Source organism: Castellaniella sp., assembly GCF_049673105.1.
Lineage (GTDB): Bacteria > Pseudomonadota > Gammaproteobacteria > Burkholderiales > Burkholderiaceae_B > Castellaniella.
In genome coordinates, this window is sequence record NZ_JBATXG010000021.1 from 38,282 (window position 1) to 63,430 (window position 25,149).

The 25,149-nt window shown below is 62.7% G+C and carries 23 protein-coding genes; 9 read left to right on the forward strand and 14 right to left on the reverse strand.

Going from position 1 to position 25,149, the window contains the following annotated elements; genetic code table 11:
- Positions 1-98: 98 nt before the first annotated feature.
- The 10 genes from ribA to WBF69_RS08395 all read right to left on the reverse strand — a co-directional run bounded on the left by ribA (position 99) and on the right by WBF69_RS08395 (position 10,425).
- Entirely contained in the window at positions 99-743 is a 645-nt protein-coding gene (gene ribA / locus WBF69_RS08350) for a GTP cyclohydrolase II (RefSeq protein WP_424263117.1), read from the reverse strand.
- Between the two features lie 113 nt (positions 744-856).
- Positions 857-1,561, reverse strand: coding sequence for an ABC transporter ATP-binding protein (locus WBF69_RS08355; protein WP_424263119.1), 705 nt, complete (start codon positions 1,559-1,561; stop codon positions 857-859).
- A complete protein-coding gene (locus WBF69_RS08360) occupies positions 1,548-3,431 on the reverse strand; it encodes an ABC transporter permease subunit (RefSeq protein ID WP_424263121.1) in 1,884 nt (627 codons plus the stop codon). The genes WBF69_RS08355 and WBF69_RS08360 overlap by 14 nt, the downstream gene beginning before the upstream one ends.
- Positions 3,428-4,294, reverse strand: a complete 867-nt coding sequence (locus WBF69_RS08365; RefSeq protein WP_424263123.1) for a branched-chain amino acid ABC transporter permease — start codon at positions 4,292-4,294, stop codon at positions 3,428-3,430. The genes WBF69_RS08360 and WBF69_RS08365 overlap by 4 nt, the downstream gene beginning before the upstream one ends.
- Before the next feature lie 73 nt (positions 4,295-4,367).
- The gene (locus tag WBF69_RS08370; RefSeq protein ID WP_424263125.1) at positions 4,368-5,729 is read right to left on the reverse strand and encodes a substrate-binding protein; all 1,362 of its coding nucleotides are present in this window, start codon (positions 5,727-5,729) and stop codon (positions 4,368-4,370) included.
- Between the two features lie 471 nt (positions 5,730-6,200).
- Positions 6,201-6,605 (reverse strand): HIT family protein, encoded by a 405-nt coding sequence (locus WBF69_RS08375; protein ID WP_424263127.1) that lies wholly within the window; start codon positions 6,603-6,605, stop codon positions 6,201-6,203.
- Between the two features lie 10 nt (positions 6,606-6,615).
- Positions 6,616-8,052 (reverse strand): YdgA family protein, encoded by a 1,437-nt coding sequence (locus WBF69_RS08380; protein ID WP_424263129.1) that lies wholly within the window; start codon positions 8,050-8,052, stop codon positions 6,616-6,618.
- On the reverse strand, positions 8,049-8,930 hold the full coding sequence (locus WBF69_RS08385; protein WP_424263131.1) for an NAD(P)-dependent oxidoreductase: 882 nt from the start codon (positions 8,928-8,930) through the stop codon (positions 8,049-8,051). The genes WBF69_RS08380 and WBF69_RS08385 overlap by 4 nt, the downstream gene beginning before the upstream one ends.
- A 53-nt stretch (positions 8,931-8,983) precedes the next feature.
- The gene (ispH, locus tag WBF69_RS08390) at positions 8,984-9,955 is read right to left on the reverse strand and encodes a 4-hydroxy-3-methylbut-2-enyl diphosphate reductase (protein WP_424263133.1); all 972 of its coding nucleotides are present in this window, start codon (positions 9,953-9,955) and stop codon (positions 8,984-8,986) included.
- Positions 9,955-10,425, reverse strand: coding sequence for an FKBP-type peptidyl-prolyl cis-trans isomerase (locus WBF69_RS08395; RefSeq protein ID WP_424263135.1), 471 nt, complete (start codon positions 10,423-10,425; stop codon positions 9,955-9,957). The genes ispH and WBF69_RS08395 overlap by 1 nt, the downstream gene beginning before the upstream one ends.
- Before the next feature lie 51 nt (positions 10,426-10,476).
- On the opposite strand from WBF69_RS08395, the gene radC reads away from it, so the two are divergent.
- The 4 genes from radC (at position 10,477) to WBF69_RS08415 (ending at position 14,844) form a co-directional block, all read left to right on the forward strand.
- A complete protein-coding gene (gene radC, locus WBF69_RS08400) occupies positions 10,477-11,154 on the forward strand; it encodes a RadC family protein (protein WP_424263137.1) in 678 nt (225 codons plus the stop codon).
- A 104-nt stretch (positions 11,155-11,258) separates the two neighbouring features.
- Complete coding sequence (locus WBF69_RS08405) at positions 11,259-11,519, forward strand: type B 50S ribosomal protein L31 (RefSeq protein WP_424263139.1); 261 nt, start codon at positions 11,259-11,261, stop codon at positions 11,517-11,519.
- 141 nt (positions 11,520-11,660) lie between these two features.
- Positions 11,661-13,415 carry an ArnT family glycosyltransferase gene (locus tag WBF69_RS08410; RefSeq protein ID WP_424263141.1) on the forward strand — a complete coding sequence of 585 codons (1,755 nt, stop codon included), beginning with the start codon at positions 11,661-11,663 and terminating at the stop codon, positions 13,413-13,415.
- Between the two features lie 25 nt (positions 13,416-13,440).
- Positions 13,441-14,844 (forward strand): MATE family efflux transporter, encoded by a 1,404-nt coding sequence (locus WBF69_RS08415; protein WP_424263143.1) that lies wholly within the window; start codon positions 13,441-13,443, stop codon positions 14,842-14,844.
- Positions 14,845-14,887: 43 nt separating this feature from the next.
- Here the strand turns inward: WBF69_RS08415 and WBF69_RS08420 are convergent, their stop codons facing one another.
- The 4 genes from WBF69_RS08420 to WBF69_RS08435 form a co-directional block, all read right to left on the reverse strand.
- Positions 14,888-16,141, reverse strand: a complete 1,254-nt coding sequence (locus WBF69_RS08420; protein ID WP_424263145.1) for a quaternary amine ABC transporter ATP-binding protein — start codon at positions 16,139-16,141, stop codon at positions 14,888-14,890.
- Between the two features lie 2 nt (positions 16,142-16,143).
- Positions 16,144-16,998 (reverse strand): ABC transporter permease, encoded by an 855-nt coding sequence (locus WBF69_RS08425; RefSeq protein WP_424263147.1) that lies wholly within the window; start codon positions 16,996-16,998, stop codon positions 16,144-16,146.
- A 12-nt stretch (positions 16,999-17,010) separates the two neighbouring features.
- Positions 17,011-18,066: an ABC transporter substrate-binding protein gene (locus WBF69_RS08430; protein ID WP_424263149.1), complete on the reverse strand. Its 1,056-nt coding sequence runs from the start codon at positions 18,064-18,066 to the stop codon at positions 17,011-17,013.
- Positions 18,067-18,386: 320 nt separating this feature from the next.
- Positions 18,387-19,646 carry a class I SAM-dependent methyltransferase gene (locus tag WBF69_RS08435; protein ID WP_424263151.1) on the reverse strand — a complete coding sequence of 420 codons (1,260 nt, stop codon included), beginning with the start codon at positions 19,644-19,646 and terminating at the stop codon, positions 18,387-18,389.
- A 103-nt stretch (positions 19,647-19,749) separates the two neighbouring features.
- Between WBF69_RS08435 and WBF69_RS08440 the strand changes: the two genes are divergently transcribed.
- The 5 genes from WBF69_RS08440 to leuS all read left to right on the forward strand — a co-directional run bounded on the left by WBF69_RS08440 (position 19,750) and on the right by leuS (position 25,145).
- Positions 19,750-20,931 (forward strand): multidrug effflux MFS transporter, encoded by a 1,182-nt coding sequence (locus tag WBF69_RS08440; protein WP_424263247.1) that lies wholly within the window; start codon positions 19,750-19,752, stop codon positions 20,929-20,931.
- A 93-nt stretch (positions 20,932-21,024) separates the two neighbouring features.
- Complete coding sequence (gene rpmB, locus WBF69_RS08445; RefSeq protein WP_066453342.1) at positions 21,025-21,261, forward strand: 50S ribosomal protein L28; 237 nt, start codon at positions 21,025-21,027, stop codon at positions 21,259-21,261.
- 19 nt (positions 21,262-21,280) lie between these two features.
- Complete coding sequence (gene rpmG / locus WBF69_RS08450; RefSeq protein ID WP_094854780.1) at positions 21,281-21,448, forward strand: 50S ribosomal protein L33; 168 nt, start codon at positions 21,281-21,283, stop codon at positions 21,446-21,448.
- A 219-nt stretch (positions 21,449-21,667) separates the two neighbouring features.
- Positions 21,668-22,348 (forward strand): pyridoxine/pyridoxamine 5'-phosphate oxidase, encoded by a 681-nt coding sequence (locus tag WBF69_RS08455; protein ID WP_424263153.1) that lies wholly within the window; start codon positions 21,668-21,670, stop codon positions 22,346-22,348.
- A 145-nt stretch (positions 22,349-22,493) separates the two neighbouring features.
- Positions 22,494-25,145 carry a leucine--tRNA ligase gene (gene leuS / locus WBF69_RS08460; RefSeq protein ID WP_424263155.1) on the forward strand — a complete coding sequence of 884 codons (2,652 nt, stop codon included), beginning with the start codon at positions 22,494-22,496 and terminating at the stop codon, positions 25,143-25,145.
- Positions 25,146-25,149: the final 4 nt, after the last annotated feature.

The following is a 25,149-nucleotide window of genomic DNA, read 5'->3' on the forward strand; positions in this document are numbered from 1 at the left end:
AAACTGCAACACTCGGCTTTTTAACATGCAGTCAGGGTCGTCACTATCAGTAATATCCATAGGGGACATTCAAACAGCACCGGGATTTGACGTCCGCTTCAGGGAGCTTCGCCGAAGTATTCCTTGAACTGATGGCCCAGTTTGCGGGCTTTGGTCCGCAAGTATTGCTCGTTATAGGGGTTGCGGTTCACCTGCAGCGGGATGTGTTCGGCGATCGTGATCCCCAGATCCGCCAGCACACGTTCTTTGCGCGGATTGTTGGTCATCAGCCGCACGCTGCGGATGTCAAAGTGCGCCAGCATGGGACGGCACAGATCATAGCGCCGCATATCGGCGGGGAAGCCCAGGCGCTCATTGGCCTCCACCGTGTCGGCGCCCTGATCCTGCAGCTGATAGGCGCGAATCTTGTTGACCAGGCCGATGCCCCGGCCTTCCTGGCGCAGGTACATCAGGATGCCCCGCCCTTCCTCGGCAATGCGCTGCAGCGCGGTTTCCAGCTGCGCGCCGCAGTCGCAGCGCTGGCTGAACAAGGCATCGCCCGTCAGGCATTCGGAATGAATGCGGGCCAGCACCGGCGCATCCGGCCCCACATCGCCCAGGGTCAAGGCGACGTGTTCCTTGTCCGTGACCGGCTCGACAAAGGCATGAATCTGAAAGACGGCCCAGGGCGTGGGCAAGAGGCTGGACGCGACATACCGCAACAGATCACTGTCTGCAGCGCCGACATCGGGAGACGTGGACATGGACAACGAGCAAGAAAATGAAACGGACTATAGATTAACACCCCGGACACTCGGAAAAAAAAGGGCCTCGCCAATGCGAGACCCCATAAAGCGCCCGTCCGGGCCGGCATGAATCAGGCTTTGACCCCGAGATAACGCTCGATGATTTCACCGTTTTCATGCAGGTCCTTGGGCGTGCCCTCGTACACCACATGTCCGTTGTTGACGATATAGGCGCGGTCGGCCAGCGACAGCGCCGCCCGCACGTTTTGTTCGACGATGACGATCGTCTGCCCCGCATCGGCCAGCTCGCGGCAGACCCGCATCAGATCTTTGACGATCAGCGGCGCCAGACCTTCGAAGGGCTCATCCAGCATGATGATGTCCGCATTGCGGATCATCGCCCTGGCGATGGCCAGCATCTGCTGTTCCCCGCCCGAGAGCTGCTTGCCCCGATTGCGCTTGCGTTCGGCCAAGCGGGGAAAGGTGGCATAGATGTCGTCCAGCGACCGGGGGTTTTCGGCGGTCATGGCCGCCAGCTGCAGATTCTCCTGCACAGTGATCGAGCCGAACACGCGACGCTCTTCCGGCACCAGCTGGATGCCCAGCATCGCCCGCCCGTAAGGCGGCAGATGCTGGATTTCCACCCCGCGATGACGGATGGCCCCGGATTTGACTTCGACCATCCCCATCAGGGATTTCAGCGTGGTGCTCTTGCCGGCGCCGTTGCGCCCCAGCAAAGCGACGACTTCGTGTTCTTCGATGCGCATGGAGACATCGAACAGGATATGGGAATCCCCGTAATAGCTGTTGATTTTATCGACTTCAAGCAGACTCATCGTCCATCCCCCCGAGATAAGCCGCCTGGACCGAGGCGTCATAGCGGATTTCATCCGGCGTTCCTTCGGCCAGCTTGCGGCCTTCGTAGAGCACCGTGATACGTTCGGCCAGTTCGAACATGGCATCCATGTCATGTTCGACGATGACCATGCTGCGGCCCTTGCGGATCGACTTCAGCAGCGAGACGACCAGCACGCGTTCCTCGGGCCCAAGGCCTGCCAGCGGCTCGTCAAACAGCAGCACATTGGCACCGGTGGCCAGCGCCAGGCCGATTTCCAGGCGGCGTTTTTCACCGTAGGACATATCCGACACCAGCACATCGGCATGGGAGGTCAGATCGACCAGCGCGATGGCGGCATTGACCTGGGTATCCAGATGTTCTGAATGCAGCCTGGACAACAGGTCGCTGCGATAGCGTCCACGCAAACGCGCCAGCACCGGAATCATCATGTTCTGCCGGACCGTCAGCTGCTCGAAGAGCTGATTGATCTGGTAGGACTTGCTCATGCCCAGCTGGCAGACCGATGTCACCCCGATGCCGGTGATGTCCTGGCCGCGGAAGAAGACCTTGCCGGACGTGGTAGGCAATTCACCCGCCAGCATGGCGAAGAAGGTGGACTTGCCCGCACCGTTAGGCCCGATCACCCCGTGCAATTCACCATCGCGCAAAGTAAAGTCGATGTCGGAGTTGGCTTTCAAGCCGCCGTAGTGCTTGCTGATGCCGCGCGCTTCCAGCACCGGGGCGCCTTCGCGGGTGGTGGCCAGCGGAGGCACGATATCCAGCGTGCTGGCGACCTTGTTGCTGGCGTCGGAATCGATGCCGGCGGGCAGCTTGCGGGTGCGGTTCCAGATCTGGATGACGGCGCCGGCCACCCCGTGGCGGAAGACCGTCACGAGCACCACGAACACCACGCCCAGAATCAGTTTCCAATAAGGCCCCAGGCCGCCGACTTGTTGCAGGCCTTCGTACAGATACAGCCAGATGGTCGCGCCCAGCAAAGGCCCCAGCAGCGTGCCGGCCCCGCCCATCACCGTCTGGATGACGATTTCAGCCGAGGTGGCCAGCGCGAAGGCGTCGGGCGGCATATAGGACTGGAACAAGCCCAGCAGCCCGCCGGCCAGACCGCCATAGGCAGCCGCCACGACAAACACCATCAGCTTGTAGGACTGGATCGAATGGCCCAGCGCGGTGGCGCGTTTGGGGTTGCCCTGAATGGCCTTGAGCACGGTGCCAAACGGCGAACGCACGATGCGCCGGGCAATCAGATAACCCACGAAGAAGACAAACGCCACGAACCAGTACATGGGCCAGCCGCTGCCGATCTGGATATTGATGAAGCCCAGTGCGATTTCAGGCGAAGGCACCCCGGCAATCCCGTTTTCACCGCCGGTGTATTCCTTGAAGACCGAGTTCTCCATGAAGAAGAACATTTCCCCGAAGGCCAGCGTGCTCATGGCAAAGTAGATGCCGGTGCGCCGCAAGGTGAGATAGCCGATGACCAACCCCATGGCGGCTGCCGCCACCGTGCCGATGAGCAGCGCCAGCAGCATATTGGGCACGATTCCATCGGTCATCAGATAGGCCGTGACGAAACCGCCCGTGCCATAAAACGCCGCCTGCCCGAAGGACAGCAAGCCGGTATAGCCGAACAGCAGGTCGAAACCCAGGCCGAACAGACCGAAGATCAGAATACGGGTCAGAAGATCAGGGCTCATGCCGATCGCAGGCAAGATGAAGGGCGCCACGATCAGGCCCAATCCCACCCACATTTCAGGTAGCCGTCCGCGCATGATCATGCCGCCACCCCCTCGTTTGATAGAACCGTTCGCGCCGGCGGCGTCGACCGTGGTTGATTGTGACGTGCTCATTCCCGACCCTCCTGCCCCATCAGACCTTGCGGACGGAACACCAGCACCAGCGCCATGGCGACAAACAGCATCACATCGGAATACTGGGGATTCACCATGGCCGTGAGGCTGAGGATTTCGCCGGCAATGATGCCGCCCACGATGGCGCCTGGGAAGGAGCCCACGCCGCCGATCACCACCACGACAAAGGATTCAACCAGATAGCGAAAACCCATATCGGGCGTCAGCGCCACGATGGGCGAATTGACGACCCCGGCAAAGCCGGCAGCCATGGCGCCCAGGCCGAACACCACCAGGAAGGCCCGCTTGATGTTGATGCCCAGGGCATCGACCATCTGCGAATCTTCGATCCCTGCGCGCACGACCAGACCCAGGCTGGTGCGATACAGGATGAAATACAGGACCAGCAGGGTGCCCGCCGAAATAGCCAGCGTTTCCAGCCGATACATCGGATAGATGAGCGAACCGATCTTGGCGATCCCCTGCCCCCATTCCGGCGGCGTGACCGACAGGCTGACGCCGCCGTACAGGCCGCGCACGATTTCGACCAGGATGATGCTGATGCCGAACGTCACCAGAATCTGGTCCTCGGGCGGGCGGCTGTAGAACTTACGCATCAGGCCGCGTTCCATGACCAGACCGCAGGCCAGCGCCACGGCGGCGCCGCCGGCGATGGCCAGCACAAAAGAATCCGTCAGGCCATAGACGGTGTAGCCCGCATAGCCCCCCACGACGAACAGCGCGCCGTGGGCAAAGTTGATGACACCGAGCGTGCCGTAGATGATGGTCAGGCCGGTGCTGATCAGCGCCAACAACAAGCCCGTGGCCAAGCCGTTGAATAGCTGCGATAGAAACAATGACATGCTCGGGTGCCTCCTTAAAGTCCCGGACAACGGTGCGCCTGGAGCAATGCCGCCGCCCCAGGCGCGCCCCTACTTAGATGTAATCACCCAGCTTGCAGCCCAGCACCCCGAGATCCGGAACTACATCCTTGCCCTGAACGATCTGGACAATTTCGTAGTAGTCGTTGGGGTTCTGCATGTCGGCCTTTTTCTTGCCGCGCATGATCGGGAAGTTCACGACGCCCTGGTGATCCTCGGCGCGAATCGAGAACGGCCCGGTAGCCAGATTCAAGACGGCGCCCGATTCCAGGGATTTGATGACATCAGGCGGATACAGACCCCCTGCGCGCTCGACGGCCGCCGCCCAGACCATGACGGCCAGATAGGCGTAAAAGGACGAATCACGCGGCATGCCCTTGAATTTCTTCTGGTAGGACTCGACGAAATGTTTGGCTTCGGGGTAGGTGTCCTGCATGGTCCACCAGAAGCCCTGCGCCACCAGTGCGCCGGCGATCAGATCGGGGCCGACTTCTTCCTCGATGTAGGCCGAGCTGTAGGGCACCACGACCTTCATCTTGTCGAGCAGGCCGAACTGCTTGGCCTGTTTGATGGCATTGGCCGCATCCGCCCCGTACGCCACGCAGACCAGCACGTCGGCATCGGTGTTGGCGATGTTGATCAGGTACGAGCTGTAGTCCTTGGCGCCCAGCGGATGAACCTGGTTGGTGACGGTCGTCCAGCCTTCTTTTTCGGTGAATTCCTTCATCGACTGCGTGGTGGTGTGGCCGTAGGTGTAGTCAGGCGTCAGGTAGGCGGCTTTGCGAGTCTTGCCGAATTCCTTGGCGGCCACGGGGGCGATCGCCTTGCAGGCCATGTAGGCGAAGTAGCAAGGACGGAAACCATAGCGCTGACAATCGACGCCGGTGGTTTCGTTGGAGCCGGAGATGGCGGTGAAATACGGCGTATGTTCGCGGTTGCAGACCTTTTCCAGGGCGATGGCCACCGAGCTGCTGGTGCTGCCCGAAATCATCATGGCCTTTTCGTCGTGAATGAAGCGCGTCGCCGCCTGAACACCCGTATTGGGCTTGGTTTCAGCATCGGCGGAACCCAGTTTCAGCTGCTTGCCCAGCACCCCTTTTTTCAGATCGGGAGAAATTTTCTGGAGGATGGGATCGCCGTTGTTGATGTGTTCGACGGCCAGTTCGTAGCCGCGCTGCTGCGCCGCGCCCTGGGCCGAATACGGGCCGGTCAGGTCGACGGTCGCGCCCAGAAAGATGGTGTCGCCCTCGGCACCGGCGGGCCAGGCCCCCAGGGGTTTTTTATCCTGTGCCAACGCCACACTGGCCGTGCCGGGCAGCAGCATGCCGCCAGCCACCCCAGCCACCCCCGCCTTCAGCACGGAACGGCGTTTGACCTGCGTCTGCATGGCTTGACCCAACGTTTGCTTGTCCTTCATTGCTTTGTCTCCTGGTTTTTGAGTTGCCCCGGGCGCTGAAAACACCCGGCGAAGGTACTGCGTGTCACAATTACCCGCGATTTATTTTTATGAATGGTCCAGCTTTGTTTTTGTGGCTGAGCAGAGAAATGGACAGCCAGATTTCTGCGTGATGCTATTAAGAAATTTGAAACTTACGCAGAGCTTACGCAGATTTTTACAGGCTGGAACAGCCTGAATCAGACGCCTTCCAATACGTCTTTCAACCCTTTAAAAAGCACAATTAAGTCATTGATGTATATATTGTTTTGATGACTTAAAAAATTGATGCAATGCAATAAATAAGGGTTAATGCTTAAGGGAAATCATCAGGATGATATTTCCTCTTATATTGCGCCGCACAAATCAAAAGAGGCCTGGAAGGCCTCTTTTGATTCAAGCTGAAAATATCTGCTGAACGGCGATCCGGGGATTACCGGACTGCCGGCGGCGTCAACGCAAAACGATCCGCGCCGCGTACTCTCGCAGGACGTCGACACCCGGATCCTTGCGCGGCCAGACCAGGCCCACCCCGTCGTTTTCATAACGGGGCAAGACATGAATGTGGGCATGCGGCACGGTCTGCCAACCGGCGGGGCGATTGGCCTGCAGCAAGGTCAGGCCTTCGGGATGAAAGGCGTCCTGCACCGCATGGGCCACGCGCCAGGCCAGGCGCATGAGATCCGCCGCCAGGTCCTGATCCATGTCGAGCAACGTGGGGTACGGATGACAGGGCGCCACCAGCACGTGCCCCGGATTGAGCTGACCCGCGTCCATAAAGGCAAAGATCTGCTCATCCCGATACACGATGGCGGCGGGGATATCGCCTGACAGAATACGGGTAAAGACGGTCTCCATCGTGGTCTCCTTAAAGTCCGCCCAGTCCCAGCGTCTCGTCCACCTGCTGAACGAACGCCTCCGGCGTCATGGCCCGCTCGTTGACCGTCACCTGCCCATCGGCATAAGACACATCCGTCTGCAGCCTGCCATCCTGTTCACGCGCCAGGCCCGCCCGCGTCAGGCGCCCGGCATACTGATCGAACATCATGCTGACCAAAGCCACCATCATCTCCGGATCGGCATCGGCCTGACTGCGGCGCAGGACGTCGAGCAGCATGGGCTTGGACACCCCGATATGAATGGCGAGCCGGGCGACCCCCCGTTCCAGCAAACCGCCCAGGTCCTGAGGCGCATCGTCTGGCGCCGGACGGAACTGCGCTTTTGCCTGCAGTTCGGTCTTGCCGCTGGGCGTCGTCCAGTTCAACGTATCCAGCGACAGGCGCGGAGACGAGACCAGCGCAGCCGTCACCAGGGACCGCAGCTGCTGTTCGTCCTGGGCGGACAGCGGCTGCCCATCGCGATCCTGATCGGCCTGCATGCGTTCCAGCGCCATCATGAGCGCCTGGAAAGACGGCACATCCAGTTGCTCGACCGAGGCCTTGAGCTGCAAGGCGCCCAGATCCTGTTCGCCGGCCTGCAACTGGCCCAGATCGTACTGAACCCGGCTGTCCAGCAGGCTGCCCGTGCGGGCGGCGTCCATCTGCATGGATGGCTGCTGGAAACGAAGCGCGGGGCCGTCCGCGCCTGTCACCTGGATCTGCGTCAGATTCAGCTGCTGGTGCGACTGCAGATCGGCATCGCCGCTGCGGGTGGTCTGGCTGTCGAATTGCAGGCCTTCCACCCGGATCCGCATCGACAGGTCGGTATCCTGAACCGCCAGGGACTGCGCCTGGGCGGACAAATTCAGATGCCGGGTATCCTGCTGATAGCTCAGCTGCAGGGCGCCACCGCTGAAATCCAGCGATCCGTCGTCTGCGCGCGCCGGCGCCAGAGTTACACGCGATGCCACATGACCGCCGAATTCGACCAGGGAATCCGCCCGCCAAGGCAGGCCGGCCTTGTCATCCACCGCATCGAACCAGGGCTGCCACAGACCGCCGGGCAATGGTCGCACCCGGCTGTAGGCAATCAGAGGCTGCCAATGCCCATCGCCCAGTGCCGCCAGGGGCCAAGGACCATGTTGCAGATCATCCTGCAGGCTCAGGGCCTGGGGTTTGTCTTCTTCGTCATGGAATTCGAAGACGTATTGGACTTGCGAGGCAAAAATCCCACGTTGGTAGTCTTCCAGCCGCAGCACGGGCGGGGCGTCGTCAGAGGCCCATTGCGCCTTGATTTCCTGATTGGCCTGCGCCACCCAGGATTCGATGGACTGCTGAGCCGCCCGCCCCGCATACCAGGACGCAGCGCCATAGGCGATCACCAAAACACACGCCGCACCGGCGACTACTTTCAAACGCCGACTCATACAAGGTCTCCGCTAGAGTCATACACACGAATCAATTGAGAGGTATCGGCAGGCCCCAGCCCCTGGCGGTTCGCCAGGCGGTAGGTCTGCCCCACCGCCGCCGCCACCGGAATGGGCGTGCCCTGCCGCCGGGCCAGGTCGGCCACGGTGTCCAGGTCCTTCAGGACCGTCCCCAGGCTGGCCTGGGGCGCGGGCGCCGCCGCCTGCGTCATGCGCGGCACGAACATCTGCAGCAAAGTGGAATCCGCCCAGCCGCCCGCCAGGGCCTGCGGCAGCCGTTCGGCAGCCACCCCAGCATCCTGCGCCAGGGCGACGGCTTCAGCAACGGCCGCAATGGTCGTGGCGACGATGGTCTGATTGCACAGCTTCGTCACCTGCCCTGCCCCGACCGGCCCCATATGGGTCACGCGCTGCGCGTAGGCTTGCAGCAGCACGGGTTCTACCTGGGCGCATAGATCGACCGGGCCGCCGGCCATGATGGCCAGCGTGCCGGCTGCCGCCCCGCCCGTCCCGCCGGATACCGGGGCATCCAGCCACACCGCTCCATTAGCCTGAAACAGGCGATCGGAAAAGGTTCGCGTCCGATCCGGTGCGATCGAGGAATGATCAATCAGCACCGCCAGCGCGTCTGACTGCGCCAAACCGTCCGGGCCGAACACCACGGCCTCCACGGCATCCGCATCGAACAGACATAGCGCCACCCAAGCGCATCGGTCGGCGACTTCGCGAGGCGTCGCGCAGACCTGGGCGCCATCCGCCGCCAGCTGCTGCGCCGGGCCTGGCGATCGGTTCCAGACGCTGACGCGATGGCCCGCCTGCAACAGGCGCCGCACCATCGGCGCCCCCATGCGACCCAGGCCGCAAAATCCAATGTGCATATCGGGTTCTCCCGCCCAGCGACGGGCAAATGGATGATGGGCGGCCAGCAGCGTCAGGCGCCTGGCTTCTTGCGCGACAGTTCGCGCGGCAGGGGAAAGGACACCTGCTCGCGCACCCCGTCCAGGGGGCGGACCTTGCCCACGCCCAATTCCCGCAGCCGCTCTATCACCTGCTGCACCAGGGCTTCGGGGGCCGAAGCGCCAGCCGTCACCCCCACGCGCTGGACGTCGCGCAGCCATTCTGGCTGGATCATATCGGGATGATCCAGCAAATACGCCGTCACGCCCTTGCGTTCAGCCACTTCGCGCAGACGGTTGGAATTCGAGCTGTTGGGGCTGCCGACCACCAGCACCAGATCGCACTGCGGCGCCATGACGCGCACGGCGTCCTGCCGGTTCTGGGTGGCGTAGCAGATATCGCTTTTCTTGGGTTCGGCAATGTCGGGAAAGCGCTGACGCAAGGCATCGGCCACCTGGGCGGCGTCGTCGATGGATAGCGTCGTTTGCGTGACAAAGGCCAGATGGTGCGGATCGCGCACCTGCAAGGCCTGCACGTCCTGCACGGTTTCCACCAGGTACATGCCCTCGTCTGCCTGGCCCAAGGTGCCCTCGACTTCGGGGTGACCCCGATGCCCGATCATGATGACCTCGCGGCCTTCTTTGCGCATGCGCGCGACTTCGACGTGTACTTTGGTGACCAGCGGGCAGGTAGCGTCGAAAATGCGCTGGCCGCGCTGTTCAGCCTCGGCCCGCACGGCGCGCGACACCCCATGCGCCGAAAAAATCACAATCGCGCCGGTGGGCGCGTCTTCGAGTTCATCGATGAAGACGGCGCCTTTGGCTCTCAGGTCCTCGACCACATAGCGGTTATGCACGATCTCGTGGCGCACGTAGATCGGCGCACCGTGAATTTCCAGGGCGCGTTCGACGATCTCGATGGCACGGTCGACACCGGCGCAAAACCCGCGTGGCTGCGCCAGCACGACATCGGGGGCGGCAACCGGGTGATCAGTACGAGCCGTCATTACAAAACCCCCAGAATACGGATTTCCACCTGCAGATCGATGCCCGCCAGGGGGTGATTGAAGTCGAACAAGGCGGAATCCCCTTTCAGGGTCTTGAGGACACCCGAATAACGCCCGCCGTTGGGGGCGACGAATTCGACCATGTCGCCGGCCTCGAATTCGGTATCCGGCGGCGCATTGCGCACCATTTCGTCGTGCGAGATCCAGCGCAGCAGTTCGGGGTTGCGATCGCCGTACGCCTGGGCCGCCGGCACGTCATGCGTGAAATGCGCGCCTTCGGGCTGCCCCATCAGCAGCGATTCCAGGCCCGGCGCCCATTGGCCGATACCCATCTGCAGGGTGGCGGGCCGATCCAGGAACGTGTCGACGAACGCCGTGCCGGCAGCAGGCCCCGACAAGGGTTCGATGCGGTAGTGCAGCGTGACATAAGAGTCCGCACGAACGTGCGCGACATCAGGGGAAGAGGTCAAAATGAATCACCCGTGGAAAATCAGACAAACTCTTTTATTTTAAGGCCTATCATGCCACAAGACAGCCAATCCCCCTGCAGCGAACGTCCTCGCGAACGCCTGCTGCGGCATGGCCCCCAGGCGCTGACCTCGGCCGAGCTGCTGGCGGTGCTATTGCGCACCGGCACGCGCGAACGCAATGCGGTCGAGATGGGCCGCGACCTGATCACGCATTTCGGCGGGCTGCGGCGCCTGCTATCGGCTGAATCCAGCGCCCTGATGGCCTTTCCGGGCCTGGGCGCGGCCAAGACCTGCGAACTGCTGGCGGTGCAGGAGCTGGGCCGCCGGGCGTTGGAAGAATCCTTGCGCAATGGCCGGGCGCTGAGCCAGCCCGAACGGGTCAAACAATTTTGCGCCATGCGCCTGGCGCATCTGCGGGTGGAACACTGCATCGCCCTGTTTCTGGACACCCAATTGCAATTGATCGATTGCACGGAAGTAGCGCGCGGCACCCTGTCGCATGCCTCGGTCTATCCGCGCGAAGTCGCCCGGGCCGCGCTGAACCACCACGCGGCGGCTCTGATTCTGGCGCATAATCACCCCTCCGGTCTGGCTGAACCCAGCCCGGCCGATCTGGCCCTGACCCGGCATCTGAAGCAGGCCTTGGCCCTGGTGGACGTACGCCTGCTGGATCACCTGATCGTAGGCGCTACCGAGGTCACGTCCCTGGCTGAGCGCGGACAGGTGTGATAGAATGCGCGGCTAACCTTGGATACGTTGCCAGGATTTTGATACGGCCATTTGCGCTGCATCCATCCGGCTGGCGACCCCTACTACCACTTACGGACTTCATCATGAAAGAAGGCATCCACCCCGAATACCGCGAGGTCGTGTTCCTGGACCTGCAGACCGGCAACAAATTCATTTCGCGCTCGTCGCTGTCGGCTCGTGAAACCACCGAAATCGACGGCAAAAGCTACCCGCTGTTCAAGTGCGACGTGACGTCGGAATCGCATCCGTTCTACACCGGCGCCCAGACCCGCATCGTCGAAACGGGCCGCGTGGAAAAATTCCGCGTCCGCTTCGCGCGCACTGCTGGCACCATCAAAAAATAAGAAAGCCCCACGCTGCGCAGCCGGCGGCAAAAATGCCCCCGCGCCGCACAGCGTACCAGGGATGCAGCTTTCCCGGAAAGGCAGCCGACAGGCTGCCTTTTTCATTTAACATGAGCTACCCCCTACTCGGTGACCGAACCAGTGCGCACTGAAGACCTGCGATCCACCCCCGCCCGGCTGACCGCAACGGCCGCGGCCAAACTGCCCCGCCTGTTCCTGGTGATCGTCGGACTGGTCTACATTCTGGCCGGCCTGTTCTATCGCGACCCCTGGAAAACCGACGACGTCATCGGCCTGGCCACCATGCTGACCGCCCTGTCCGACCAGGCTCACGCCTGGCTGCTGCCCCAGGTGGGCGCATTGGCGCAGGCCCAGGACGGCCCGCTGGTCACCTGGGTAGGCGCTCTGTTCATCTGGGCGCTGCGCCCCGCCCTGGAATTCTTCTTCAGCCCGCTCAACGCCGCCATCATCGCATCGCGCCTGCCCAACATTCTGTGGTTCGCCATTTTGACCAGCTCCATCTGGTACGGCACCTACCTGCTGGGGCGGCGCAGCGAGGCCCAGCCCCTGGCCCTGCCATTCGGGGGCGAACCCGACGAACGCGACTATGGCCGCATGCTGGCCGACGCCGCGCTGCTGCTCATCGTGGCCACCGTCGGCATCATCTGGCGCATGCACGAAACCTCGGAAGTGCCGGTGGTCATCGCCTGCCAGGCCCTGGCCTTCTATGCCGTCGCCCGCATGCTGGACCACCCGCTGTCCGGGGCGATCACCCTGGGCGTGGCGATCGGCGCCGCCTTTCTGGCCCGCGGCTGGCTGGGCAGCCTGCCGCTGATTCTGGCCGCTCTGATCGCCTTTACCCCCAGAGGGCCGCTGGCGGATGCGCGCAAATGGCTGGTGCTCAGTCTGCTGATCGCCGCCACCCTCATGCTGCTATGGTGGATTCCGGCGCGCACCTTCGGCCCCTACTGGACCGCCAGCTGGTTGAGCTGGGCGGGCAATGCCTACGGCTGGCCCAGCTCGCGCGCCTGGTTGAGCATCGTGCGCGACCTGCCCTGGTTCCTGTGGCCGACCTGGCCGCTGGCCCTGCTGGCGCTCTGGCGCTGGCGCGGCTGGTTCGGCGCGCCGCACATTCTCATTCCGCTGGCTTTTGCCCTCAGTGCCAGCCTGCTGCTGCTGGCCAACACCGATCCCTTCGAACCCGAATACAGCACCCTGGCCGTGCCCTGCGCCATCCTGGCCGCCTTCGCTCTGCCTACCCTGAGACGCGGGGTAGTCAATACCCTGGACTGGTTCGCCGTCATGTGCTTTTCCCTGACGGCGGCCACCGTCTGGCTGGGCTGGATTGCCTTGCAGACCGGCTGGCCGACGCAGATATCGGCCAACATCGCCCGCCAGACCCAGGGCTTCGGCATCCACATCGCCTGGCCGGCCACGGTCATCGCCCTGCTGGGCACGATTGCCTGGATCGCACTGGTGCGCTGGCGGCTGCGCAGCCACCCGGCAGGGCTCTGGCGCGGCACGGCCCTGTCCGCCGGCGGCTTGCTGACCACCTGGCTGTTGCTGGCCACGCTGTGGATGCCGGCGCTGGATTACGCACGCAGCTACCGCGACGTCTCGGCGTCTTTGGCGCAGGCGCTGGCCCGCGATCAGCGACCGGGGGAATGCATCCACACCCAGGGGCTGGGCAGCGGGCAGCGGGCCTCGTTCCTGGTGTTCAACAATATCCAACTATCCTTTGACAGCAGCTGCCCGCTGCTGCTCCAACAGCTGGATCGACGCGACCTGACGATGAACCGGGCCGCCCCTCCCGGCTACGACATCCTCTGGGAAGGCCGACGCGTCCCGGAACGACACGAGATGTTCCGCCTGATGCGGATCCGACCGGACGCCTGACCCCGACATTCCAGCACCGACCACCATGCCGCTTTCCCCTACGGCGAACACCGCCCCGTGGCGCACGATTCTGCAGCAATCCTGGCCCATCCTGATCAGCGCCTGGGCCGGCATCATTTTTGCCGTCCTGGACACCGCCATGGTCGGCCACACCGACGCCATCGACCTGCAGGCAATGGCGCTGGGGGCCTCCATCTACATCACGGTCTTCGTCGGGCTGATGGGGGTGATCCACGCGCTGATTCCGATCATCGCCCAGCACTTCGGCGCCGGGCACCTGGATCAGGCCGGCCACGCCTGGGGCCAAGGCGTCTGGCTGGCGCTGGCGCTGTCCGTCCTGGGGGGCGCCAGCCTGCTGTTCCCCGACACCTGGCTGGCATTGTCGGGCAGCATCGAACCCGCGGTGCGCGAACGCATCGCAGGCTACCTGATCGCCCTTGCGCTGGCCCTGCCGTCCGCCCTGCTGTTTCGCACCATCTATGCCATGGCAACGGCGATTTCGCAGACGCGCGGCGTCATGATGATCAACGTGGGCAGCGTCGTCTTCAAGCTGCTGTTCAATACCTGGTTCATTTTTGGCGGATGGGGACTGCAGCCCATGGGCGCCGTTGGCGCCGGTGTCGCGACCCTGGTGGTGAACTGGATGATGCTGGCCGCCGGCCTGTGGATGATCCGGCGCCATCCGGCCTTTCTGGCCCTGCGCCTGCGCGTGGGCAGGCCACGCTGGCATGACCAAAAAGAACTGCTGCGCCTGGGCCTGCCGATGGGCGGATCGTACCTGATCGAAGTCTGCGCTTTCAGCTTCATGGCCCTGCTGGTGGCGCGCGACGGACTATACGCCAGCGGCGCCCAGCAGATCCTGGCCAACCTCATCGCCCTTTGCTACATGCTGCCCATGTCGCTCAGTCTGTCGACGGCGTCTCTGGCAGCACAGTCGGTCGGGGCGCGCCAGATGGCCGCCGCCCGGCGCACCGGGATGCACGGCATCGCGCTGGTCCTGCTGGGCGCCATCCTGACCAACCTGATCCTGATCGGCGCCCAGGGGCCCATCGTGCGTTTGTACACCGACGACCTGCAGGTCGCCGTCATTGCTCTGACGCTGCTGCAGATCGCGCCCTGGTTCCATTTCTGGGACGCCATGCACTGCATCAGCGCCTATATTCTGCGCGCCTACAAGATCGCCATGGTGCCGCTGATCCTGCAAATCACGGCGCTGACCGGCCTGGGGCTGCTGGGCGGCTGGTGGCTGGGCTACGGGCCTCAGGCCGGCGCCCTGGCCCCGGTGGCGGCCTGGTTCATGCCAGGCGCCCCGGTGGGCGCCGCGACCATGTGGATCATGGCCATGGCGGGGCTGGCCCTGACATCGCTGCTGCTGTTCGCGTGGTACGGTCACGTGTTGCGCCGCCAGAGCAAGGCTGCCGGGCGCTGATACCCCCCCGACCCGCAGCCCCAACGACATAGCGCCTCTGCGGCTATGCCGCCTTGGAACCCGCCACGTCCTTGGGGACGGCTGCGGGCGGCGGATCAGCCGCGTCGGCGCCGGCATCGCCAGCCGTGCACGGCGTCACCAGCTCGACGACCTTGCTGCGTGACAGCACCCCGATGAATTCGCCCTGATCGCCCGTCACCGCGACCGGCTCGGGCGTGCGCAACAAGCTGGCCAGGACTTCATCCATGCCGGCGGAAGCCGGCACTGACGCCATATCGCTCAAATAGCGGGCGATATCGCGGGCCCCGTCCTGCATGGCCCGCTGGGCATCGGCCCGCATCAGCACCCCCGCCAGGCGCTTGCCATCCAGCACCGCCGCATAGTCGTAGTCCCGCGCGACCAAGCGTTCCAGGGCATGAGCCGGCTTGCTGCGCATCGTCAGCGTCAGCGAACGTTCCGTGCAGGCATGCGAAGCATTCAGCACCTTGCCCCGGTTGACGTCTTGCAGGAAGGCTTCGATGTAGTCATTCGCGGGCGACAGCAGGATGTCTTCCGGCGTACCTTCCTGGATCAATTCGCCGTCCTTCAGGATGGCGATGCGGTTGCCCAGGCGCAAGGCCTCGTCCAGATCATGAGTAATGAAGACGATGGTCTTGTTCAGCTTCGCCTGCAGCGCCAGCAGTTGATCCTGCATTTCATGGCGGATCAGGGGGTCCAGGGCCGAAAACGCCTCGTCCATCAGCAGGATCTCGGCATCGGTCGCCAAGGCCCGCGCCAGGCCGACGCGCTGCTGCATGCCGCCCGACAGCTGATGCGGGTACTGGGACTCGAAACCGGACAGACCGACCTGCTCCAGCCAGTGCAAGGCCCGTTCGTTGCGCTGGGTGCGGCGCACGCCCTGCACCGCCAGGCCATAGGCGGCATTGTCCAGCACTGTGCGATGCGGCAGCAGGCCGAAACGCTGAAACACCATGCTCATTTTTTGCTGGCGAAACTGTTCGAGTTCCCTGGGTTTCAAGCCCACCACATCCAGGCCGTCCACCAGAATCTGGCCCGCGCTCGGCTCGATCAGGCGGTTGAAATGGCGGATCAGGGTCGATTTGCCGGAACCCGACAGCCCCATGATGACGTGGATATCGCCTTCTTTGATGGACAGGCTGATGTCGCGCAGACCCAGAGTATGACCGCTGCGCTGCAGCAGGTCCTCTTTTGACAGGCCGTCGCGGGCGGCGGACAACCAGCGATCCGGATGCGGTCCGAAGATTTTGTAGATATTGCGGACTTCGATCTTGTTCATTGTCAGGCCCTCCGGGCTTGTTGCCGTTGGCCGAACTGCTGCGTGATCCGATCAAAGATGATCGCCAACACCACAATGCCCAGGCCTGCCAGCAGCCCCCGGCCCACCTGCAGGCGGTTGATGCCCTGCAGCACTTCGTAACCCAGGCCGCGCACCCCGATCATGGACGCAATGACGACCATCGCCAGCGCCATCATGGTGGTCTGGTTGATCCCCGCCATGATGTTGGGCAGGGCCAGCGGCAACTGCACGCCAAACAACTGGCGGCTGCGGCTGGCGCCAAAGGAACGGGATGCCTCCAGGACTTCCGCATCGACCAGGCGGATGCCCAGATCCGTCAGGCGGATGACGGGCGGCACGGCATAGATCACGGTGGCGAACAACGCGGCCAGCTTGCCCAGATTGAACAGCATCACCACCGGAATCAGATACACGAAACTGGGCATGGTCTGCATGACGTCCAATACCGGCAGCATCACGGTGCGCACCCAGCGGAAGCTGGCCATGGCGATCCCGACGGGAATGCCGATCATCACGGAAAAGAGCACCGCCACCAACATCAAGGACAAGGTCTGCATGGACGCTTCCCACAGACCGATGGCCCCCAGCAGGCACAGCAGCCCCCCCATCGCCAGGGTGAAACGCCATTTGCGGCTGCTCAGCCAGGCAATCCCCATGACGACGGCGACGATTGCCCACCACGGAGACTGGCGCAGGACATGGTCAGACCAAATCAGCAGGTCCAGCAAAGGCTGGGTAATCGCGCGCAGCACATCGGAATACTGCATCACCAGCCCATTGACGAACGCGTCAATGGGCCGCTGCAGTTCCCGGGCTGAAATCAGTTCAGGAAACATGGTCAGAGCCTCTTACAGAGCGGCCTTGACCCGTTCCGTCACATCGGCCGGCAGCCACTGGGTCCAGACATCCTGCTTGTTCTGCAGGAACCACTGCGCCGTCGGCTGGGGTTCGGCTTCGTTTTCTTCCATGTAGGCCATGGTCTGGTTCATGACGTCCAGCGGAACCTTGACCTTGGACAGAAAGGCCGTCAATTGCGGAGCCTGTTCGGTGAACTGGGTCGTCACTGCCGTAAAGACAGGGTTTTCCGGATAATCCGTCGCCTGTGGATTGTCGCAGTTGGGATCGGTCAGGCATTGCTGCTTGGCCGCGTCATAGGGGGGCAGTTCCAGTTTCACCAGATCCATGGAACCCACCAGCGGCGTCGGATACCAGTAGTAGAACGCCACGTTTTCCTTGCGCTGATAGGCGGCGGTCAGGGCAGCTTTTTGCGTGGCGCCCGTGCCGGGGGAAAGCAGGGTAAAGGTCTTTTCCAGACCAAGGGCCTTGAACAGATTGGTGCTGACGACCTCGCAGCCCCAGCCTGCCGGACAACCGTAGAACCGGCCCTTGGAGGGTTCTTCCGGGTCTTTGAAGGCTTCCCAATATTTAGGCAGATCTGCAGCCTTTTTCAGATCCGGCAGGCGTTCTGCCGTGTATTTCGGGATGAACCAGGCTTCGCCGCCCATGTAGATGTCGCCGATGCGTTTGACCTTGCCCGAGGCTTCGGCCTGGGTCCAGGGTTCCAGCGTGCTGTTCAGCCAGACCTCGCTATTGATGTCCAGATCGCCGCGTTGCAGGGCGGCCAGCGCCGGCAGGGTTTCCGTCGGCAGGACTTCCGAATCGCAACCGTAGCCATGTTTGACGATGAAGCGCTCGACTTCGACCAGGACCAGATTGGATTCCCAATTCATGCCGCCAAAGCGCATGGGCCGGTCCAGTTCACACTGAAGCGCATCCGCCGCCTGAGCGGCGGTCGGCGCCAGAGACAGTCCCGCTGCGGCAGCGGCCAGCGCCAGCCCCAGGACGGACGTTGACCAACGGGGAGATACAGTCGCCTTGCGCGACGCAAAAAGAGAGATAGACATTGATGCCTCCTTTGGGTTACGGAGACGCCAAACGCAGCAATGCGCTGCCTGACGCCATAGCTTAGGGGAGGGTGTGCGGAAGACGGTGAAGACCGCCAATACATACCGACACTGCAGGTGCGGTGCACCGTAGACAGTCGAAGGCGGTTCACCGGAAAACGGGAACCGTCGCGAACAGAATTGAAAATCTGTAATACAGCAGAAATGTTATTTTACACGCAAAATGCCAGAAAATAAAGATGAATACCGAAAATTGGCACACTCAGCCCTGCCGGAACAGCATTCCGGCAGAGCTGACGACACCCGATGTAACGGGGATTTCAGCGTGACGCATAAATGTAATCCCGGCGCCAGGGATAGGCCTGCCCGTCGGGGTAATCCAGCTCATCCGAACGGCCCGGGGGCTGGGGTTGGGCGATGATCTGGTGCAGCGCAATCCAGCCATGCTCAAAGCCCATCGCGCAGCCGGCCAGATACATGCGATAGGCCCGCAATGACCTTTCGCCCTGCGCGGTGTTCAAGATCGCACGGGCCTCGTCCAGGCGGGCCTCCAGGGCATCGCTCCAGGCCCACAGGGTGCGGGCGTAGTGCGGGCGGATGTTTTCCACGTCCAGATCTTCCAGGCCGGCTTCGGTCATGGCCTGCAAGACATAGTGGATGTGGGACAGTTCACCGCCTGGAAAGATGAATTTCTCGATGAAATCCCCCATGCCGGCGCCCAGTTCGGTATTTCTGACGCCACCCGCCGTGATGCCGTGGTTCATGATCAGGCCGCCGGGGCGCACCAGTCGGCGCAGTTTGCTGAAATAGCTCTTGAGCTGCGCCCGCCCGACGTGTTCAAACATGCCCACGGATGCGATCTTGTCGTAAGGCCGGGATTCGTCCAGTTTGCGGTAATCCAGCAATTCCATGCGCACCCTGCCCGCCAAGCCTTTTTCCTGGATCAGCCGATTCACATAAGCATGCTGGTTGCGCGACAAAGTGATGCCCGTCACGTCGACATCGTAGTGCTCGGCTGCCCACAGCATCAGCCCGCCCCAGCCGCCGCCCACATCCAGAAAGCGCTCGCCCGGTTGCAAGGCCAGTTTGCGGCAGATGTGATCGAGCTTGGCTTCCTGGGCCTGGGCCACCGTCATGTCGGGTTCACGGTAATACGCGCAGGAATAGACCCGGCGCGGATCCAGCCACAGCGCATAGAAATCGTCGGACAGGTCATAGTGAAATTCGATCTGCCGCGCATCGCGATCTACCGAATGACGCCAGACCGACACCAGGCGCTGCACCAGGCTGGTCAGCCAGCCCAACTGCGCGGCGTCGACGGGCGAACCCGGCAAAATGCCCGCAGCCAGCCGCATCAGATCGCGCATGGATCCATTGAAGTCCAGTTTGCCATCGACGTAGGCCTCGCCCAGAGCACCGACTTCGCCCGCCGCAAAGTATTTCAGGACGGCGGCATCCCGGATGATAAAGTGCAATTGCGCGTCAGCGACGCCAACCCTTTCCCCATCCGGCAGGTCCATGGACACCGGTATGGACAAAGACCCCAGCTTGTTCTCAATGATGGATGCGATTGCAGTCAACAGAGCCTCCCTGAGTTCACAATGGACATTGTTATAGTAGCCCCAATCATGCACGCTTCAAGCCCTATTCTCGCGTTTCATGCCCCTTAAAACCCCTGCTTTGATGCCTTCGTGGCTGGTTTTGATGGGCGCCCTGGCGGCCCTGGGGCCGGTGGCGATCGATATGTACCTGCCCGCCTTCGGCGCCATCGCGCACGATCTCGGCACATCCCAAGGCATGGTGGAACGCACGCTGGCCAGCTATCTGCTGGGCCTGGCTGCCGCGCAACTGGTCTACGGTCCGATGGCGGACCGCTACGGCCGCAAACTGCCACTGCTGATCGGCCTGGCCCTGTTCACCATCGCCTCGCTAGCCTGCGCCACCAGTCAGGACATCGACCATTTGTTGTTGTGGCGCATCGCGCAGGCCTTCGGCGGCGCCGCCGGCATGGTGATTCCCCGCGCCGTGATCCGCGACCATCTGGACACCCGCGAGGCCGCTCAGGCCCTGTCCCTGCTGATGCTGGTGATGGGCGTGATGCCCATTCTGGCGCCTTTGATGGGCGGCCAGGCCGTCAGCCTGGGGTCATGGCGCACCGTGTTCTATCTGATGGCCTTGGCTGGCGCCGGTCTATGGCTGACGGTGCTGCGCCATATGCGCGAATCCCTGCCCCTTGAAAAACGCGCACCCCTGGCCGTCGACGTCATTGCGGCCAATTTCCGGCTGCTGTTGACTCACCGGGGATTCATGGGCTACGCCCTGGCGGGCGGCCTGGGGTCCGCCGGCATGTTCGCCTACATTTCCGGGTCGCCCCTGGTCTTCATCCAGATCTATGGCATCGACCTGCGCTGGTTCGGTCTGTTGTTTGGCCTGAATGCGATCTCGCTGATCCTGGCCGCACAACTGAGCGCCCGCCTGCTGAACCGATACCGACCGCTGGACCTGCTGATCCGATCCCAGATCACGTTGGTGCTGATGACGATCGCCGCCTTGATCCTGACCCTGACTGGCTGGATCAATCTGCCCCTGCTGATGCTCTGCCTGATGGGATTCATGGCCAGCCAGGGTTTTGTCAGCCCGAACGCCGCCGCCCTGGCGCTGGCGGAACAGGGGCCACGCCTGGGCACCGCGTCGGCGCTGATGGGTTCCCTGCAGATGTTCAGCGGCGCTTTGGCGGGCTTTGCCGTCAGCGTCTGGCACACCAGCACCCCCCTGCCACTGACCGCCGTGCTGGCGGTCTGCGCGGCCCTATCATGGCTGTCCGGCCGTCTGGCGACGGGGCGCAACGCGCCACCCGCTGCCTGACTGTTTGTTCTGGCATTCATAGTGCTTGATTACAAAGCTGTTTTCAGTATAGAATGCTAGGCTTTCCTGATATACATACACAGAGGTGAGACCATGGCACGCGTATGCCAAGTAACCGGCAAAGGCCCGATGGTGGGTAACAACGTTTCGCACGCTAACAACAAGACCAAGCGTCGTTTCCTGCCCAACCTGCAATCGCGCCGGTTCTGGGTTGAATCCGAAAACCGCTGGGTGCGCCTGCGCGTATCCACCAAGGCCCTGCGCACCATCGACAAGAACGGCATCGATTCCGTGCTGGCCGACCTGCGTGCCCGCGGCGAACTGGCCTGATCGGCCCTAGGAGCACATCATGGCAAAAGGTATCCGCGAAAAAATCAAGCTGGAATCCACGGCTGGCACCGGTCATTTCTACACGACCACGAAAAACAAACGCAACATGCCGGAAAAAATGCTGATCAAGAAATTTGATCCGGTCGCGCGCAAGCATGTCGAATACAAGGAAACCAAGCTGAAATAATCCGGGGTGCCTCTCCCGGACCGTCTCACCGGTTTCGCCAGATCCCCGCCTTCGAGCGGGGATTTTTCATTTCAGGGTGACTCCAGTGCGGAACGAACGCCGACGCTGGCGACTTCACAAGTGAAAGAAAGTCAACGGAATAGAATGAGGGTGTCCACTTCGTGTTTTCATATGCTCTTCTTTCACTCACCTTGTTTGATTACCGGGGGTCGCTCCTTCATGGTTCATACCGCTGCAGACACCTTGCCCATCAAAGAAAAGCTGCGACAGATTCCATCGCTTGAAGCACCGCTGCCCGATCTTGACCTATCGGCCATGCCGGCCACGCCGCACGAGGCCTTTGCGCTTTGGCTGGATTCGGCGCTGGCCGCAGGGGTGCGCGAGCCGCACGCCATGACGCTTTCGACCGTCGATGAGCACGGCTGGCCCGATGCCCGCGTGCTGATCCTGAAGAATGTCGATGCGCGCGGGTGGCATTTCGCCATCAGAGGTGAAAGCCCGAAGGCACGGCAGATTGAAAACCAGCCAAGGGTCTCGCTCACGTTCTACTGGCCCGCACTTGGGCGGCAGATTCGTTTACGTGGGGAAGCGGTGGCACTGTCCGCACAAGAATGTTCCGAGGACTTCCTGGGCCGCCCTGTCGGTTCGCGCGCCAGCGCTATCGCCTCGACCCAGAGCGAGATTCTGGACAATCATGAGGCACTGGCGCAACGCCTTGCCGATGCACAGGCATTCCTGAAGGCCCACCCCACTCACGTGGAGCCAGGGTGGCGCGTGTATGCCGTTACACCGACGGTCGTGGAATTCTGGCAGGGAGCCACGGACCGCAACCACAAGCGCTGGCGTTATACGGCCTCGCAAGACAGCACGGCCTGGAGCACGGCCCGACTTTGGCCCTGAGCATCGGCGGGCGCGAGCTTGGCAGCCATGTTTCCAGCAAAGGATCGCCGAACACATGCCGGCACCACTCTGGCATGGCAGCCGCTGTTTGCACCCTATAATGTCTGGCTGGCCCTTTCCAACCCTTCACAACCCAGACAGATCCATGCAGGAACGCTACATCCCGAACCAGGTCGAATCCGAAGCCCAGGCCCATTGGCGCGAAGGCGACGTCTATCGCGTCACCGAACATGCCGTCAACGCCGACGGATCCCCCAAGCCCAAGTTCTACGCCTGCTCGATGCTGCCCTACCCCAGCGGCAAGCTGCACATGGGCCACGTGCGCAACTACACCATCAACGACATGATGGCCCGCCAGCTGCGCATGCGCGGATACAACGTGTTGATGCCCATGGGCTGGGACGCCTTCGGCATGCCGGCGGAAAATGCCGCCATGAAATCCGGGGTGCCGCCCGCCAAATGGACCTACGACAACATCGCCTACATGAAAAAGCAGATGCAGGCGATGGGGCTGGCCATCGACTGGTCGCGCGAAATGTGCGCCTGCGACCCGTCGTACTACAAATGGAATCAATGGCTGTTCCTGAAGATGCTGGAAAAAGGCATCGCCTACCGTAAAACCCAGGTCGTCAACTGGGACCCGGTCGATCAGACCGTGCTGGCCAACGAACAGGTCATCGACGGGCGCGGCTGGCGATCCGGCGCCCCGGTCGAAAAGCGCGAGATCCCCGGCTACTACCTGCGCATCACCGACTACGCCGAAGAACTGCTCGATACCCTGGAAGACGGTCTGCCCGGCTGGCCTGACCGCGTGCGCCTGATGCAGGAAAACTGGATCGGTCGCAGCGACGGCGTGCGTTTCGCCTTTCGCCACGATATCCGGGATGCCGACGGCGCACTGATCCAGGACGGCCTGCTGCACGTCTTCACCACCCGCGCCGACACCATCATGGGCGTCACGTTCTGCGCGGTGGCCCCGGAACATCCACTGGCGGTTCACGCCGCCCAGAGCAATGCTCAGGTTGCCGCCTTCATCGAGGCCTGCCAGCACGGCGGCACGACCGAAGCCGAAATGGCCACCCGCGAAAAAGAAGGCCTGCCCACAGGCCTGTTCGTCACCCACCCGCTGACGGGCGAACCCGTTCCCGTCTGGGTCGGCAACTACGTGCTGATGAGCTACGGCGACGGCGCCGTCATGGGCGTGCCCGCGCACGACGAACGCGATTTCGCCTTTGCCCGCAAATACGGCCTGCCCATCCATCAGGTAATCGATGCCCAGGGTCAGACCTGGTCCGACGATGCCTGGCAGGACTGGTACGGCGACAAACAGATCGGCCACACGATCAATTCCGGCAAATTCGATGGCCTGACCACGGCCCAGGCCATCCAGGCCGTCGCCGCCGACCTGGCCTCCCAGGGGCTGGGCGAACTGCGCACCACCTGGCGCCTGCGCGACTGGGGGATTTCCCGCCAGCGCTACTGGGGCACCCCCATCCCCATCATCCACTGCGCCGACTGCGGCCCGGTGCCGGTCCCCGAAAAGGACCTGCCTGTGGTGCTGCCCGACGACCTGGTGCCCGACGGCAGCGGCAACCCGCTGGCCAAGCACGAAGGCTTCCTGTCCTGCCACTGCCCGTCCTGCGGCAAAGCGGCGCGACGCGAAACCGACACGATGGATACCTTTATCGATTCATCCTGGTATTTCATGCGCTACACCTCGCCGGGCAATGACCAGGCGATGGTGGATGCCCGCAATGATTACTGGATGCCGATGGACCAGTACATCGGCGGCATCGAACATGCGGTGCTGCACCTGCTGTATGCCCGGTTCTGGACCCGCGTCATGCGCGATCTGGGCATGCTGAAATTTTCCGAACCCTTCACCAAGCTGCTGTGCCAGGGCATGGTGCTCAACCATATTTATTCGCGCAAGAACGAACGCGGCGGGATCGAATATTTCTGGCCCGACCAGGTAGACAACATCACCGATGAAAAAGGCTCCATCATCGGCGCCCGCCTGAAATCCGATGGTTCGGCCATCGAATACGGCGGCATCGGCACCATGTCCAAATCGAAAAACAACGGCGTGGACCCGCAATCCCTGATCGACGGCATGGGCGCCGACACGGCCCGCCTGTTCGTCATGTTCGCCAGCCCGCCGGAACAGACCCTGGAATGGTCGGACTCCGGCGTGGACGGGGCCAATCGTTTCCTGCGCCGCCTATGGGCCTTCTGCCAGTCGCAGCAGGCGGTCTTGCGCAGCCATCCGACGCCACCGTCGGACTGGTCCCATCTGGACGACGATGCCGCCGCATTGCGCCGCGCCATCCACAGCCTGCTGAAGCAGGCCGACTACGACTACCAGCGCATCCAGTACAACACCGTGGTGTCCACCGCCATGAAGATGCTGAACACTCTGGAATCCGCCGCGCAGGCGGGTGTGGGCGGCCCGGCGCTGGCGGAAACCGCGTCCATCCTGCTGCGTGTGCTGTACCCGGTGGTGCCGCACATCACCTGGCAGCTATGGCGCGATCTGGGCTTTGCCGCCGCTCAGGGCGATCTGCTGGACGCGCCCTGGCCCGATGTGGACGACGCGGCCCTGCGCGCCGACACGGTCGAACTGGTGCTACAGGTCAACGGCAAAGTCCGCGGGCAACTGAGCGTGCCCCAGGAAGCCGACAAGGCCGCTATCGAAACCCTGGCGCGCGCCCACGAAGCCGTGGAACGCTTCCTGGAAGGCCGCGACCCGAAACGCGTGGTGGTCGTCCCTGGTCGCCTGGTCAACGTCGTCGGATAATTCT

Bases quoted from the DNA above. Each gene is read 5' to 3' on its own strand.
- ribA (WP_424263117.1), bottom strand. From the start codon at position 743: ATGTCCACGTCTCCCGATGTCGGCGCTGCAGACAGTGATCTGTTGCGG.
- WBF69_RS08355 (WP_424263119.1), bottom strand. From the start codon at position 1,561: ATGAGTCTGCTTGAAGTCGATAAAATCAACAGCTATTACGGGGATTCC.
- WBF69_RS08360 (WP_424263121.1), bottom strand. From the start codon at position 3,431: ATGAGCACGTCACAATCAACCACGGTCGACGCCGCCGGCGCGAACGGT.
- WBF69_RS08365 (WP_424263123.1), bottom strand. From the start codon at position 4,294: ATGTCATTGTTTCTATCGCAGCTATTCAACGGCTTGGCCACGGGCTTG.
- WBF69_RS08370 (WP_424263125.1), bottom strand. From the start codon at position 5,729: ATGAAGGACAAGCAAACGTTGGGTCAAGCCATGCAGACGCAGGTCAAA.
- WBF69_RS08375 (WP_424263127.1), bottom strand. From the start codon at position 6,605: ATGGAGACCGTCTTTACCCGTATTCTGTCAGGCGATATCCCCGCCGCC.
- WBF69_RS08380 (WP_424263129.1), bottom strand. From the start codon at position 8,052: ATGAGTCGGCGTTTGAAAGTAGTCGCCGGTGCGGCGTGTGTTTTGGTG.
- WBF69_RS08385 (WP_424263131.1), bottom strand. From the start codon at position 8,930: ATGCACATTGGATTTTGCGGCCTGGGTCGCATGGGGGCGCCGATGGTG.
- ispH (WP_424263133.1), bottom strand. From the start codon at position 9,955: ATGACGGCTCGTACTGATCACCCGGTTGCCGCCCCCGATGTCGTGCTG.
- radC (WP_424263137.1), top strand. From the start codon at position 10,477: ATGCCACAAGACAGCCAATCCCCCTGCAGCGAACGTCCTCGCGAACGC.
- WBF69_RS08405 (WP_424263139.1), top strand. From the start codon at position 11,259: ATGAAAGAAGGCATCCACCCCGAATACCGCGAGGTCGTGTTCCTGGAC.
- WBF69_RS08415 (WP_424263143.1), top strand. From the start codon at position 13,441: ATGCCGCTTTCCCCTACGGCGAACACCGCCCCGTGGCGCACGATTCTG.
- WBF69_RS08420 (WP_424263145.1), bottom strand. From the start codon at position 16,141: ATGAACAAGATCGAAGTCCGCAATATCTACAAAATCTTCGGACCGCAT.
- WBF69_RS08425 (WP_424263147.1), bottom strand. From the start codon at position 16,998: ATGTTTCCTGAACTGATTTCAGCCCGGGAACTGCAGCGGCCCATTGAC.
- WBF69_RS08430 (WP_424263149.1), bottom strand. From the start codon at position 18,066: ATGTCTATCTCTCTTTTTGCGTCGCGCAAGGCGACTGTATCTCCCCGT.
- WBF69_RS08440 (WP_424263247.1), top strand. From the start codon at position 19,750: ATGCCTTCGTGGCTGGTTTTGATGGGCGCCCTGGCGGCCCTGGGGCCG.
- rpmB (WP_066453342.1), top strand. From the start codon at position 21,025: ATGGCACGCGTATGCCAAGTAACCGGCAAAGGCCCGATGGTGGGTAAC.
- rpmG (WP_094854780.1), top strand. From the start codon at position 21,281: ATGGCAAAAGGTATCCGCGAAAAAATCAAGCTGGAATCCACGGCTGGC.
- WBF69_RS08455 (WP_424263153.1), top strand. From the start codon at position 21,668: ATGGTTCATACCGCTGCAGACACCTTGCCCATCAAAGAAAAGCTGCGA.
- leuS (WP_424263155.1), top strand. From the start codon at position 22,494: ATGCAGGAACGCTACATCCCGAACCAGGTCGAATCCGAAGCCCAGGCC.